This is a genomic window from Vibrio sp. R10-SG-ISO4 (assembly GCF_059834135.1).
The window spans coordinates 334,681-347,644 of sequence record NZ_JCBDHJ010000013.1 but is presented as its reverse complement, the minus strand read 5'-3'; the positions used below and the strand labels follow the sequence as shown (position 1 = coordinate 347,644).

Here is a 12,964-nt window from a genome sequence, read left to right as displayed (position 1 = left end):
ATTGAGTTGATAAGCCACAGTATTCCCTCAAGCCCAAACTCGATCGTCCCAAAACATAAGTTTGGACGCCATTTTTAGAACTTTTTATATTTTTCCAATATGATATGCACGAAGAAATAACGGACAGCTTGCCGAAACAAAAACCTTTGTTGTCAACGAGGAAAAGTGAGAGTGATAGAATTCAATATGACATGGAACCTCGGGGTCATTGCACTGACTCTCTCGGCATTTACCGTCCTCAAGATGCTGAGGCAACCTCAATTCCATCGTGGATATGTGATTATTACGATCTGGTTATTTGTCTTACTCGCTCCATTTACTAGCCACATGCTGGATTTGATAAACGATCACGGTCCACACTTAATGGCTCCGTGGCTTAATCCAGCATTAAACTTATTGCATGGTCCAATCATGCTCATCTATACACAACAGCTAATCAGCAAAGAGTATTGGCCATCGTACAAGTACGCATTTCACATGCTCCCTTTCCTGCTCTTCTACGCACTATTCACGCTCTATCAGCCAGACGCCGTTGTTCTACCTGGGTCAAGTTCCAGCTTGTTGGATAAACTGAACTTCATCAGCGCAACACCGGATGTCATCGAGGGGATTTTGGCGTTTTTTGGTCAATGCAATCTGATCATCTTTATGATCTATTCGGCTTGGACCATTCGCATACTTCGCAAACATAATAGAAATTTATCCACTTATTTCTCCCAGCAAGGGTCGACGATCAGTTTGATTTGGATTTACGTCATCCCCTCACTGTTTGCTTTTTTGGTCTTGCTCAATACTATCAATGAGTCAGGTGATACCTCGTTGCTTGCTCCGATGGACGCTCATCTGCTCTCATACCTAACCTTTATTATCGTGTTGTGCGTCTTTGGAGTAGAACAACCTCCGTTACACCAAACTTTGGGTTGGGAGCAACAAGATGAAAGACAAACCTCATCTGTTGGTGATGATGTCAACGCCCCAACATACGCCCCAGAAGATCTGCAAAAGCTCAATTTACTAATGGCAACGGAAAAGCTCTACTTAAATCCGGACCTGACGATATATCAACTTTCTCACTCACTTGGGATGCCGAGGCGAGAAGTATCGTCACTTTTAAACAATGGATTGAATAAGAATTTTTTTCAATTCATCAATGAATGGAGGGTGGATGAAGTAAAGCGTCAGCTACAAGACCCGCATACTCGCCGATTCACCTTATTGGATATCGCGCTTAACTGCGGTTTCAAATCAAAATCATCGTTCAACAGCATTTTCAAACAATGCACAGGTATGACACCCTCCGCATATAGAAAGAAAAACGATGATTTTGCCTTGTAATGGCGAGCGCCTTGTCATTTTTTCATCATCTTCGCCAGTTCGGCAAAAGGGTTGTAAGTCGCGCTTTGGTGATCATCTTCACCTGGCTTGATTTCGCTGCCATAGCGATCGTGCTCTAGGTATTTGCTGTGCTCATGGTCGTGGCAGTAGAGACAAAGCAGCTCCCAATTGCTGCCATCTTCCGGGTTGTTAGTGTGGTCGTGATCTTTGTGGTGCACGGTGAGTTCACGAAGATTGGAGTAAACAAACTCTCGGGCACAACGGCCGCATACCCAAGGATAAAGTTTCAGCGCTTTTTCACGATAGCCCGCTTCTTTGCGCGCATAACCTGCGCTGGTTCCGTAGTAATCTGATGACATGCGTGTGTCTCTGTGGAAAATAAACGTGTTGATGGTATCACGCGAACACTGATGAGACCGTGATTTAAGCTTGATCGTGCTTCTCAAACCCACCAATTATCCACTTTGCATTTAAATGTAGAGATTATCTAATCGATGATTGGATTGCTCACATTTGTAGCGAGTTTCTCACTCTTGCCATTTTGAAAATCGCTCAAGAAGATAATCGATCGCTAACCTTGCTCTCAATGGCAGGAAGTGACGATTCTGATAAACAATCCAGCTACTGTTACCACTTCCCCAATAAGGCTCCAGAATAGGGACTAATCGACCGGATGAAAGTGCATCGTTAAAACTGCTTTTGGGTAGATACGCGATGCCTAATCCTTCGCTGCAAGCCTGTAAAACAGTGTGGACATTGTTGCTTTTCCATCTCCCCTGAACTTTGACGCCATCTAAGGGCTTTCCATCCTTTTCAAACAACCAGACATCCTTATTGGCAATGATGCAGCTATGCTGCTTTAGCTGCTCTGGATGAATAGGCAGACCATGTTCATCAATATAGTGCTGGCTGGCTGCTGCTGCCATGGGTCGATCAACGAGTTTTCTCGCGACCAAACCCGAATCACTCAACCGTCCATAACGGATGGCAAAGTCAAAACCATCTTCAATAAAATTGACCATACGGGTGTTGAAGTTAATTTCTACGGTGAGATTCGGATGCAGTTTCGCGAATTCCATCAGAGCAGGAGCGACATAGTTTTCAGAAAATGCGCCAGCGGCACTAACGCGCAACGTACCACTTAACTGAGTTTGCTGTGTCGTAAGCTGTTCGTTCGCTTGTTGTAGCCCAATCACTAGCTCTTTGCATTGCTGGTAATACGCTCGACCGGCCTCAGTTAAGCTCACCATCCGTGTTGAACGAGCTAACAACGCCACACCCAGTCGTTCCTCTAATTTCGTCACTTGGCGGCTAACGTGACTCGTACTGCAACCTAATTGTTTTGCTGCAGAAGAAAACCCTAAGCTCTCCGCGACCGTAACAAATTCGTTGATACCCTCAAAGCTATCCATAGTTACCTTTGCTATTTAGCAATAATGTTTTGTCAAACCAGTGTATTATCACTCATTTGAATAGCAAATAGTATGAGGGTGTTGAACAAAGAGACGCAAATCATTTGAGGAAAGCAGCATGAAAAAAGTACTAATTATTGTGACAAACCACGCGACACTCGGTGATACCGAGCAAGCGAACGGAACTTACGCGCCAGAGCTTACTCATGCGCTTGACCAACTGCTTGAAGCTGGCTTTGGGTACGATATTGCTTCAATCAAAGGTGGTCAGGCGCCACTGTACGGTACCGATATAGAAGGTGATGTGGTCAACGCGAAAATCTTAGCGAATGATGATTTCCAAAACCGCATCAATAACACGATCCCTGTATCACAAGTGAACGGAGAACACTATGATGCGATCTTCTACCCTGGAGGCTTTGGCCTTCTTTCAGACCTAGCAAGCAATGAAGAATTCGCAAATATCTCCGCAACACACTATGAAAACGGCGGTATTATTGCGGCAGTATGTCATGGTCCTGGTGCTCTTCTGCCAATCACACTCAGCAACGGCGAGAAGCTCATCGCCTCTAAATCCGTGACAGGGTTTACTCGCGAAGAAGAAGTTGACTTCGGTACAATCAACGACATTCCTTTTCTTCTTGAAGAGTCTCTCGCACGCAGTGCAGCACGCTACTCTAAAGTCCAGCCATGGCAAGAGTTTGTGATTGTCGATGACCGTCTTATCACAGGGCAAAATCCAACTAGCGCGCACGCTGTTGGCAAAGCCATTGTGGATTTATTGGCCTAATTAACCAATCAAACCATCAACAGCTCAATTGAATCGAGCCGCTTCGGGGGCGCTTAGTTTTAATTTAGCCACCCGAAGCGTGTAGTGTTCGACGGTAATATGAGTGACTTAGCGGTTGCTCTGTTTTTCTGGGACTTGGGACTCACTAACCCGTCAGTTGAAGCTATTGATTTTTAATCCAATAGCTTCAATTTGTTTGAGTTCTCTGAATAATTTCACACTAAAACTTCTACTTTATAAACTCATGAATAACGGTATTTGCATTATCTTGGACTGACTCTTGACCAATAATTTCCGACCAATGTATTGCTTGGTTGGCTAATTTTCCCGTTAACCCTTTTTCACTGCCCCACCAAATACCAGTCTCAAAATCCTCTGTATTTAGCATCACGTCCACATAACGTTTGGCACCCACTTCAACAGAATGTGCTTTACCAAAGAACTGCAAAACTCTCATTGTGGCATTGGTTGCCCATTTTTGATACCAAGGGAAAGCATCTGCCCCCGATGTACCCGCTGCCACTCCTGGATCAACAGTGACAAACCTAAAGTTCGAATGTTTGCGTGCCATGCTCATGGTCCATAGGGCACCCATAAGTTTTACCGAACCATAGTGGTCAGTATAGGCCTTGTTTTGGGCAAATTTTTCTCCATTTACAACCGATACCCACTCTTCTATCGAGCCTTCTGCAATCGGCGGTTTCGCGACGCCAATCTCAGGCGCTCCTCTTGCTGCAAAGCTGGCGACATACACGACCGATCCCCTAGTGTTTAACTTCCCGTTATTCATTAAACGTTCCGCTAAATGGATATTCCCTAATACATTAACTGCGAAGGTAAAAATAACACCATCTTTTGTAAGTTTTGTAGGCTCAGAACCGCCTGCACCACCAGCATTTAGTACAATGCCATCGACTTGGGTATCAAGATTTTCAGCTGCTTTTCGACAGGACTCTAAATCACTTACATCTACAATCAATGTTTCGAAAATGTTCTTGCCTGTGAGTTTTTCCAACTGCTGAAGCGCTTGTTCCGCTCGCTCTTCACTTCGGCATGCCAAAATAATTTTTGAAATACCTTTTCTTTGAGCAAACTGTTTAGCAGCCTCAAACCCAAGTCCAGAGTTTGCGCCGGTAATTAAAATTGAAGAATATGTCATATCGAGTACCGAGTAGAAATAGAAGAACTACAATGAAAGCGCTATTGATATAGTGAAGAAAACTTCTGGATCAAATTTAAATTTTTACGCAGCGAACACTGAACATATAATCTTTTGAGCTGGTCGCACGACGAATTTCGCCTTTGTGCGCATTCCACCAAGAGTAAGCCAATGTGCGAATGATACCTTTAGCGTCAGATGCGCTATCGGCAGTCCAAAACTCGGTATAAGCTCCCTCTGTGATGTAAAAGCCATTCCATTTAACACCAGCAGGTCTGGCAAAGAAGTTATGTTTGTTGACTAAAGACTGATCCACCTTTTTAAATGGCCCGTCAGCTTGTGCCTCTTTTAGCTGTAAGCCAAGCTGTTGGTCACCGCCTCGCCAACCTTCTTGGTGAACTTCCTCTTCAGGCATGCCAATGCTTCGCTCAAGCTTTTTTCAGTCCTCATCTGTCGCAACTCTCCAACCCTCAGGACATAAGTTTCTCTCATCAGCGACATCATGCCAGTTGTATAGTCGACCATATTTCAACAAGTTAGCTTCATCATCTTTTGGAATGACGCCAGAGCTAACAGCCGAACCATCTTGGAACTTGGTACTTCTCAGCCCTTCAGCTAACCAGACCTGATCACCGATGGTCACCGTTCGATAGACATTACCTTCCATGTCATGAACCGTATTTTCCAGTTGGTAAAGATCCTCATTGATGTCCTTAGCAAAGGTTGTAGTAGCAAGTGCCATACTGACTCCTATAGATAGAATAATTTTTTTCACGGCAAGTCACCTTTCACTGACGCAGTGGAATTACTATATCTATCACCCAGAACAGGAAATAGGCGAATTGCTCTTTAAAAAATGCCTATTTGTATCAAATAGGCATTTTAAACTATCTAATAATTAGCTAACTACGCAATATTCTCAATCATGCCCTTGGCTTGACTCCATTGCTTAGGCGATTGGCCATACATACGTTTAAACTCACGGCTGAATTGAGAAGAGCTCACATACCCTACCGCCATTGCAGCCTCGTTAACGCCCATCCCTCCTGCTATCTTCATAGCGGCTTTGTTTAAGCGCATAGACTTCATAAATTGGATAGGGGACATACGAGTTGCTTGTTTGAATTTACGATGGAAAACTGCACGACTCATGCAAACGATAGAAGCGAGTTCATCAATAGTGACGTTCTTACTCAGGTTCAGTGACAGGTACTCGATCGCCTTCGCGATTTCGTTTCCAATTCCAAACGCTCTTCTTGCAGAAATACCAGCATCGCCTTTCAGCACTGCGTAGTAGAATTCCCGCAGACGGCTTTCACCCAAGATAGCGGTATCGATACTACTGTCGCCCAATTGAAGTAACCTAAGTAGCGCATCAGAAAAGGTATCATCCCAATTAGCCAGTGACATACTAGGTGGTTGCGAGCCACTTTTTGGTCGTTTTATCGCGCTGACGGCACTCTCCATTTCAATCACCAGTTCAGTCATAACCTTGGTATCTAGAGAAATATAAACGCCTAGCAAAGGCTCTTCTGGAGAGGCTTCAGGTGTCCCCGCTTCGACGGGTAGTGAGACTGTACAGCACATATATTGACTGCTGTCATATACGTAATGATCGCCGTCGAGAATCGCTTCTTTCTTACCACTCAAAATAACAATCACCGTCGGTTCATATACCGCAGGTGCACAGGGTATCGAGTGCGTCACTCGAAACAAACTAACACCTTTGATGCCCGTTTCGACCATGCCATCTTCAACAATCCGGCTCTCTACTATTTGTTTAATTCTCTGTTTCATTTTGTGCCTCAATCGCCGTGGTGATACAAATAGGCATTTTTTAAAGAGTATTTGACCTATTTGAGCAAACCTTTTGAGAGATATAGTTAACTATTATTGACGATACTCGCTCCGATCGCAGCTTGCAAATAGAAGTAACTAGCTCAACAAGATGACAGAGGTTCAGACGATGACGATTACACAGTTTAGGAAAATTTGATGTTCAAGAGGCTAATGTTTTCAGTCATAGCAGCCAGCTTAGTGGCTTGCTCTTCTCCTAATGTTTACGAAGACCTTAACGCAGTAACGACCCCAGTACCTGATAAACATGAACTCGGTATTGCTTTTGGCGGTGGTGGTGTTCGAGGGTTTATGCATCTTGGGGTTATTAAAGCGCTCGAAGAAGAGGGGGTAAAAGCAGAAGTGGTGAGCGGCACTTCCGCAGGTTCAATCGCGGCGGTCCTCTATGCATCGGGCATGACCGTTGAGAAAATGGAAACGGCAATTGAAGAGATTGGCATATTAGATCTGGCCGATTTTGTGGTGTCTTCGAGAGGGTTAGTTAATGGGAAAAGACTCTCTGAATGGATAAATAGCCAAGTTGACTATGATGACTTAACTGATATGCCAATACCTGTCGCCGTTACCGCTACCAATCTCACAACGCAAGAAGTCGTGATGATTCGTTCCGGAAATCCCGGTAACGCGGTGCAAACCTCATCAACAATCCCTGGGGCATTTGTCCCGATTGAGCACCAAGGAGATATTCTGGTTGATGGTGGTGTTCTTAGCGTGATTCCTGTCGATGCGGCAAGAGAGTTAGGCGCACAAAAGATCATTGCAGTCGATATATTTTGCCACAATCAACCGACTCCTGACGCACAGGCAAGCAGGGTCACCCTTGCTACTTTTCGCATGCAGAGCTGTCGGTTATCTCAGCAAGAGCTAAATAGTGCAGACATCATCATTGCCCCAAAGTTTGAGCCAAGCAGCAGCAGTGCATTTGATGAAAAAGAGCAGGCTATTGAAGCCGGGTACCTCGCCACAAAAGAGGTGATGCCAAAGATAAAAGCGCTGCTAGTGGAATAACTTCTGAATTGTGATGGGACAGAAGGATGTGGATAATTTTGTAATTCAACGATCCATTAATCAATCTGCCCAAAACAATGGTATAGCAAGGAGACGCAGCGGGAAAGCATGAGAGGTGATGAAATCTCACTCATGCTTTTGTGGCCTATAGCACCGTTAACACTGAATCAAGAGCCAGCCTCGATTTAGGTAAACTTGCATTATAGTCTTCTTCTTGATGGTGGTAACCCATGGCCAGTGCGACATCACATTGATACCCACCCAGTTCTCGGCAAAACTCTTCGCTGATTAATGCAGAGTCTACGCCTTCCATTGTAGTAGAGTCGATTCCTAATCGAGCCAACACATGTAATGTATTACCCAATGCCAAATAGGTTTGTGCTTTGGTCCAAGCAGAGGTATCGCCGGAACCATGGGTATTTAGCTCGGCAAATGCGAAACTACCAAACGCTTGCTCTCGATTCTCCGGCAAGACTCGCCCATCAGCAATTCCTTTATCAACAACCTTCGCGTAATCTTCACGGGTATAGCTAGGGTTATGCGCAAACAGAATAATATGAGAGGCTGCCTTAATATGGGGCTGATTGAAGTGATGCTTATTTCTAAACGTGCGATGCATACGCTCTTTTGCCTCATCACTTTCAATAACAATAAATTTCCAAGGTTGCGAGTTTATTGATGACGCAGACAAACGAATCGCTTCATAAATAATATTCAGTTGTTCTTGGGGAATGCGTTTATGTTTGTCGTAACGTTTTGCTGTGTACCGTTGCTCTAAATCCTTGATAATTTGACTTTTCATAATGATTTTTCCGCTTAATCAGTCTTGTCAACAATCAGTCATACACACTCAGTGTATCTAGCGCTGATTTAATATTTAATTGCAGTTTTGCCAATTGAAGCACCACTTTCTATGCGTTGATGTGCCTCTTTGAACGTCTCGACACTGAAGCCCTTCAATGTTGTGGTAAGTGTCGACTTAATACGCCCTGCATCGATCAAGTTCGCAACTTGGAAGAGAATCTCTTGCTGCTTCTGAAGATCGTCAGTGTTAAACAATGAGCGGGTAAACATTAACTCCCAGACAAAGCCTGCTGATTTACCTTGTAGTGCAGAGAGATCGACACCACCATCGAACTCTACAATTGAACTGATCATGCCTTGTGGAGCAATTAGCTCGACCATCGCATCCCAATGACCTTTGGTATCAGCCACATTGAAGATGTAGTCAACATGTTCGATGCCCTTTTCACGTACAGATTCTACTAGATTACGGTGATTGACAACGTGGTCAGCGCCCATGCCCTTTACCCATTGTTCTGTCTCAAGCCTTGAAGCCGTAGCAATCACAGTCAGATTAGTGAGCTGTTTCGCCAATTGAGTAGTTATTGAGCCAACGCCCCCCGCACCACCAATAATCAAGATCGATTTCTTTTCTTCTGGACGAATACGCAGACGATCAAACAAAGCTTCCCAGCCGGTCAATGTCGCCAATGGCATCACTGCCGCAGACTCATCAGAAAGACTATGTGGTGCGTGAGCGGTAATTCGGTAGTCGACTACTTGGTATTCAGCATTAGCGCCCATACGAGTTACATCACCTGCATAATACACACGATCACCTATGTTGAAGCCTGAAACATTGCCACCCTTAGCAATCACTTCACCAACTGCGTCGTAACCGAGTACTTTGGGTTGCGCTAGAGTTTTGTCTTTTGCATTACGGATACGAATTTTCGCATCTGCAGGGTTAATGGAAGTAGCACTCACTTTGACGAGAAGATCGTCCTCTCTTAGTTCAGGAATACTTGTATCAAACTCAACCAAGCTTTCCTTCTCGGTAATTGCTAATGATCGGGTAAAGCCAATGGCTTTCATTGTATTTGGGACTGACATTGTTCATTCTCCTTTAATTGGACAGCTTAATGATAGCGTTCTGATATTCGCGATAAAGCGCCCAATCTTTTAGTCACATTCAATTAATTTTTGAAAATCAAAGGGCTCTACTGCTTAGTACAAAAAGGTCATTGCATAACCAAATAAATTTTAATGGACGAGAGTGGCAACCAAAACAAAAAGCGTATGTTATGGCGAAGAGCATACGCTTAATAGTGGAGGGAGTAGTGACAACTCACTAGTATAGTTTGATGCGTAAAACGTGGAACGGTTTGCTTGCCCCTTCCTCTCCTTCATTCAGAGCAGGATTTAGGTGCAGGGAGTTTTGCGTAATGTAGAGGTAGCCCCCGTGAATGGAGAAGCCATCCGCCCATGAGAGCAATTCATCGTCTTGTGCAAATGTCTTGAAATTCTCACTGGTTACAATACTCACGGCGTTTTTCTCAACATCGCCCACATAAATATCTCCATTTTCCGAAATGATCATACCGTCACTCGGCCGTTTTTCGTTATAGAACTCAATGGAGTGAGCTAGCTCTATGTCAGTCAGATTTTCGTTTGCAAGAGCGCCCGCTGGTAACCGGTAGATAGCGCTACCATTAACCGTGCCGAAGTAGACCCATTCGTTCGCCGCATCAATTGTGATAGGATTTAGTCCAAGGTAGAGTGCATCCGATGAACCATCTTCGCGCTTCGTCCCCATCAATGAGCCATCAATTACCACATCATACTCTGGTGATAGTAAAGCCTTATATGATTCAAGCACGCGTCTAGACTTACCAGTTTCTAGATCCACCACAATAAAAGCTGGTGCCGGCTCACCAAATAGATTTCCAAGGCTAGTATCCGCAATATACATCTGGTTGCGTTTTGTATCTAAAGCAAAGTCTTGCAGGAAAGAGTTGCCAACTGTCACATCTTTGCTTATCTCTAAACGCTTAAACAAGGTGTTTTTTTCCGTATCCCAAGCAACAATCTGCGCTGGCGCTTCAGCACTGCCCATATCGAGAATCCAAACGACACCGTCGTCTGTACTATCAATACCAATCACCGAAGACAAACCGACCTCGCCAATCTCGGGACCATTTGCCCAATCCTCACTAGGAAAAGGTTTTGTTGAACCATCTTTCATCAGCTCAACAACACGGTATTGAGGTCCATCTAGAGGTTGCATAGATAGGAATGTGCGGCCTTGTTCAGTAACCGTGATGTTTCCTGGACGTGTTCCGTTGAGCTGGGCGACAACTTCAATATCCGCGGCTTGCGCAGTGTTTAAGATAGCCGCAATCGTAATTGCTAGAAGTGGTTTGATGTTTTTCATTCGATATACCTTAATGGGATACTCTGGAGAACGGGCTACGACAAATAACCAACGTGCTCCCAATACAGAATTACGCGATTTGAGTCATTTCGTTAATGGTAAAGCTCGCTACGGCTCCTTCTGTTGCCGCCAGGTAATCGGCTAGGTGTTTGTTCCCCATGTGTGCTTGCCACAGTTCACGGGATGCCCAGTTTTCGAAAAACAAGAAATGAGCTGGATTTTCGTTGTCTTGATGTAAGTCATAATTAACGCACCCTTCCTCCGAGCGAGTAATGTCAATCAACTTGAGTAGCTCTGTTTTTACCAGCTCAACTTTATCTTCATTCGCCACAATATTTGCAACAATAGTTAATTTAGTCATGTTTGCTTCCTTTATATATCAACGCATTAAAAATCATACAAAACAAAAAGTTAAACTCCTTCCAAAGCAAAAGAGCTTGCTATACCATTTAGTATAGATACAGTAACTTTCAGGTTTATCCTTTCATTTTTTAAGCAGTATCAAAAATCATTTGATAGTAGCGTGACCACTACACTTGGCGGCGTGTTTCGGTTCGTTTGTATAGTAGAATAATCATTTACCATTAAAAACAGGTGATAAATTGAATTATTTTCAAAAATAATTTGAAAATAGATTGCTCAAAACGCTCCATTGCTATATATGGTTTAACTCATACCTCAATGTTGTCCTCTCTGGACTGGAAAGGTCTCGTTATGCTCTTGGAAGATTTACAGGTGATTTTGAAAGTGGCGGAGTTTCGTAGTATCACCGCAGCGGCAACCAATTTAGATATGCGCACCGCGACAGCTAGTGCTGCAGTAAAGCGCGTAGAAGCCTCTTTGGGTGTCGAGCTTTTTGTGCGCACTACACGCCACTTGAGACTATCGCCTGCTGGAGAGCGCTACTTACCTAAGTGTGAGGAAGCACTAAAGCAACTTGAACAGGCCAAAATGAGCCTACACGAGGAATTAGGCACTATCCATGGTGAGATTCGTATCGCCCTATCCTCTGATTTAGGCCGAAACCTTGTCACGTATTGGTTAGATGAGTTTTTGTGCCAATACCCAAATGTATCACTGCGCTCAAACATCAGTGATAGCACTATTGATTTTTATCGTGACTCTGTTGATCTGGCATTGCGCTATGGGTCACCAACTGATGCCAATATGTATGGATTTAAGATCTGCGATGTACCTAGGGTATTGTGTGCAAGCCCGAGCTATTTATCTGAGCATCAAACGCCAACGCACCCCAATGATCTGCTACAACACAATGCACTGTTTTATCAGCTACATGATGTCTTGCAAAATGAGTGGCAATTTAGCGATCAAGGTATTACTCACAAGGTAAAGCTGAAGGGTAACAGGGCCTCAAATGATGGGGACCTAGTGAGACGCTGGTGTGTTGCAGGGAAAGGGATCGCAATTAAGTCTTGTCTCGATATGTCCGATGACCTTCTGAATGGGCGTGTCGTCAGTATTATGCGCAATTATAAGCCCACACCAACCGAACTTTGGTTGGTCTGCCCTAGCAGACAGTCAATCACGCCAACGGTTCGTTTATTGAGAGATTTGTTTAGAGAGAAAGCCAGTTCAATTCTCGACCAATTAGTGGAAAAGAAGGCAATTTAATGGGTTTACCTTCCCAATCTACCGAGCACGAAGGGGTCAGCGCATAGTGATATCCATTCAGACAACGATAGGCACTGTCGCTAACTACTTAGACTGATTGGCCGTCTTCTTGGCTAGCTCTTGCATGGCTTCAGAAAACGTTGTGGTACGGCCTTTAGTTTGTACCTGGACGACCTTATATCCCATATTCTCTAGTGCTTGGCGCTCGGCCAATACGGCTTGGTCGTCTTGCTGACTGCCCTTAGCAGGTTGATGAATGTAACACCCCTCCAATTGACCATCTTCGACTAGTTGGTGGTGTTTCAGTGCGTTGATATCAAGTTTCATACGGTTTCTTGTCGTTAAAGTGGGAGTATCTGCGGCAAATCATAGGCGCTTTAGCGGTTTTACCACGCTATCTAACCCTTCAATTTTGAGTGCGAGGCACAGCTTCAATAACTGACCAAGCTCACCGTTCGGCCAGCCTTTTTTATCGAACCAAAGCAAATACAGTTGCCTTCTGGAAAGTGTGAAGTAACTCACCTTTGCTTTGTATTAGAGTCAAAATCTAGACT

At 44.2% G+C, this 12,964-nt stretch carries 13 protein-coding genes and 2 pseudogenes; 4 read left to right on the top strand and 11 right to left on the bottom strand.

Annotated features, from left to right (window positions below; all coding sequences use genetic code 11):
- Positions 1-186: 186 nt before the first annotated feature.
- Positions 187-1,335 (top strand): helix-turn-helix transcriptional regulator, encoded by a 1,149-nt coding sequence (locus AC6R03_RS08160; protein ID WP_500630849.1) that lies wholly within the window; start codon positions 187-189, stop codon positions 1,333-1,335.
- Positions 1,336-1,349: 14 nt separating this feature from the next.
- Here AC6R03_RS08160 and AC6R03_RS08155 read toward each other — a convergent pair whose 3' ends face one another.
- Both AC6R03_RS08155 and AC6R03_RS08150 read right to left on the bottom strand, forming a co-directional pair.
- Positions 1,350-1,694 (bottom strand): YajD family HNH nuclease, encoded by a 345-nt coding sequence (locus tag AC6R03_RS08155; RefSeq protein ID WP_500630850.1) that lies wholly within the window; start codon positions 1,692-1,694, stop codon positions 1,350-1,352.
- Between the two features lie 168 nt (positions 1,695-1,862).
- Positions 1,863-2,747, bottom strand: coding sequence for a LysR family transcriptional regulator (locus AC6R03_RS08150; RefSeq protein ID WP_500625512.1), 885 nt, complete (start codon positions 2,745-2,747; stop codon positions 1,863-1,865).
- A 118-nt stretch (positions 2,748-2,865) separates the two neighbouring features.
- Here AC6R03_RS08150 and AC6R03_RS08145 point away from each other — a divergent pair, with 118 nt between their 5' ends.
- A complete protein-coding gene (locus tag AC6R03_RS08145) occupies positions 2,866-3,537 on the top strand; it encodes a type 1 glutamine amidotransferase domain-containing protein (RefSeq protein ID WP_500630851.1) in 672 nt (223 codons plus the stop codon).
- A 229-nt stretch (positions 3,538-3,766) separates the two neighbouring features.
- Here AC6R03_RS08145 and AC6R03_RS08140 read toward each other — a convergent pair whose 3' ends face one another.
- The 3 genes and pseudogenes from AC6R03_RS08140 to AC6R03_RS08130 form a co-directional block, all read right to left on the bottom strand.
- On the bottom strand, positions 3,767-4,696 hold the full coding sequence (locus AC6R03_RS08140; RefSeq protein WP_500630852.1) for an SDR family NAD(P)-dependent oxidoreductase: 930 nt from the start codon (positions 4,694-4,696) through the stop codon (positions 3,767-3,769).
- A 76-nt stretch (positions 4,697-4,772) separates the two neighbouring features.
- Positions 4,773-5,363, bottom strand: a pseudogene (locus AC6R03_RS08135) (fibrobacter succinogenes major paralogous domain-containing protein).
- Between the two features lie 239 nt (positions 5,364-5,602).
- Complete coding sequence (locus AC6R03_RS08130) at positions 5,603-6,493, bottom strand: AraC family transcriptional regulator (RefSeq protein WP_500629638.1); 891 nt, start codon at positions 6,491-6,493, stop codon at positions 5,603-5,605.
- A gap of 198 nt (positions 6,494-6,691) precedes the next feature.
- On the opposite strand from AC6R03_RS08130, the gene AC6R03_RS08125 reads away from it, so the two are divergent.
- A complete protein-coding gene (locus AC6R03_RS08125; protein WP_500630853.1) occupies positions 6,692-7,561 on the top strand; it encodes a patatin-like phospholipase family protein in 870 nt (289 codons plus the stop codon).
- A 145-nt stretch (positions 7,562-7,706) separates the two neighbouring features.
- Here the strand turns inward: AC6R03_RS08125 and AC6R03_RS08120 are convergent, their stop codons facing one another.
- The 4 genes from AC6R03_RS08120 to AC6R03_RS08105 form a co-directional block, all read right to left on the bottom strand.
- Positions 7,707-8,363, bottom strand: a complete 657-nt coding sequence (locus AC6R03_RS08120) for a nitroreductase family protein (protein WP_500629636.1) — start codon at positions 8,361-8,363, stop codon at positions 7,707-7,709.
- 68 nt (positions 8,364-8,431) lie between these two features.
- Entirely contained in the window at positions 8,432-9,457 is a 1,026-nt protein-coding gene (locus AC6R03_RS08115; protein ID WP_500630854.1) for a zinc-binding alcohol dehydrogenase family protein, read from the bottom strand.
- Positions 9,458-9,695: 238 nt separating this feature from the next.
- Complete coding sequence (locus AC6R03_RS08110; protein WP_500629634.1) at positions 9,696-10,778, bottom strand: L-dopachrome tautomerase-related protein; 1,083 nt, start codon at positions 10,776-10,778, stop codon at positions 9,696-9,698.
- Between the two features lie 70 nt (positions 10,779-10,848).
- Positions 10,849-11,139, bottom strand: a complete 291-nt coding sequence (locus AC6R03_RS08105) for a putative quinol monooxygenase (protein WP_500629633.1) — start codon at positions 11,137-11,139, stop codon at positions 10,849-10,851.
- 353 nt (positions 11,140-11,492) lie between these two features.
- Here AC6R03_RS08105 and AC6R03_RS08100 point away from each other — a divergent pair, with 353 nt between their 5' ends.
- The gene (locus AC6R03_RS08100) at positions 11,493-12,410 is read left to right on the top strand and encodes a LysR family transcriptional regulator (RefSeq protein WP_500629632.1); all 918 of its coding nucleotides are present in this window, start codon (positions 11,493-11,495) and stop codon (positions 12,408-12,410) included.
- An 84-nt stretch (positions 12,411-12,494) separates the two neighbouring features.
- Here the strand turns inward: AC6R03_RS08100 and AC6R03_RS08095 are convergent, their stop codons facing one another.
- Positions 12,495-12,737, bottom strand: a complete 243-nt coding sequence (locus AC6R03_RS08095; protein ID WP_500629631.1) for a hypothetical protein — start codon at positions 12,735-12,737, stop codon at positions 12,495-12,497.
- Positions 12,738-12,776: 39 nt separating this feature from the next.
- Positions 12,777-12,899: pseudogene (locus AC6R03_RS08090) on the bottom strand (putative quorum-sensing-regulated virulence factor); the annotation flags it as partial.
- Positions 12,900-12,964: the final 65 nt, after the last annotated feature.

What these genes read in the sequence shown, in the direction of transcription:
- AC6R03_RS08160 (WP_500630849.1), top strand. Translation starts at nt 187, where the DNA reads ATGACATGGAACCTCGGGGTCATTGCACTGACTCTCTCGGCATTTACC.
- AC6R03_RS08155 (WP_500630850.1), bottom strand. Translation starts at nt 1,694, where the DNA reads ATGTCATCAGATTACTACGGAACCAGCGCAGGTTATGCGCGCAAAGAA.
- AC6R03_RS08150 (WP_500625512.1), bottom strand. Translation starts at nt 2,747, where the DNA reads ATGGATAGCTTTGAGGGTATCAACGAATTTGTTACGGTCGCGGAGAGC.
- AC6R03_RS08145 (WP_500630851.1), top strand. Translation starts at nt 2,866, where the DNA reads ATGAAAAAAGTACTAATTATTGTGACAAACCACGCGACACTCGGTGAT.
- AC6R03_RS08140 (WP_500630852.1), bottom strand. Translation starts at nt 4,696, where the DNA reads ATGACATATTCTTCAATTTTAATTACCGGCGCAAACTCTGGACTTGGG.
- AC6R03_RS08130 (WP_500629638.1), bottom strand. Translation starts at nt 6,493, where the DNA reads ATGAAACAGAGAATTAAACAAATAGTAGAGAGCCGGATTGTTGAAGAT.
- AC6R03_RS08125 (WP_500630853.1), top strand. Translation starts at nt 6,692, where the DNA reads ATGTTCAAGAGGCTAATGTTTTCAGTCATAGCAGCCAGCTTAGTGGCT.
- AC6R03_RS08120 (WP_500629636.1), bottom strand. Translation starts at nt 8,363, where the DNA reads ATGAAAAGTCAAATTATCAAGGATTTAGAGCAACGGTACACAGCAAAA.
- AC6R03_RS08115 (WP_500630854.1), bottom strand. Translation starts at nt 9,457, where the DNA reads ATGTCAGTCCCAAATACAATGAAAGCCATTGGCTTTACCCGATCATTA.
- AC6R03_RS08110 (WP_500629634.1), bottom strand. Translation starts at nt 10,778, where the DNA reads ATGAAAAACATCAAACCACTTCTAGCAATTACGATTGCGGCTATCTTA.
- AC6R03_RS08105 (WP_500629633.1), bottom strand. Translation starts at nt 11,139, where the DNA reads ATGACTAAATTAACTATTGTTGCAAATATTGTGGCGAATGAAGATAAA.
- AC6R03_RS08100 (WP_500629632.1), top strand. Translation starts at nt 11,493, where the DNA reads ATGCTCTTGGAAGATTTACAGGTGATTTTGAAAGTGGCGGAGTTTCGT.
- AC6R03_RS08095 (WP_500629631.1), bottom strand. Translation starts at nt 12,737, where the DNA reads ATGAAACTTGATATCAACGCACTGAAACACCACCAACTAGTCGAAGAT.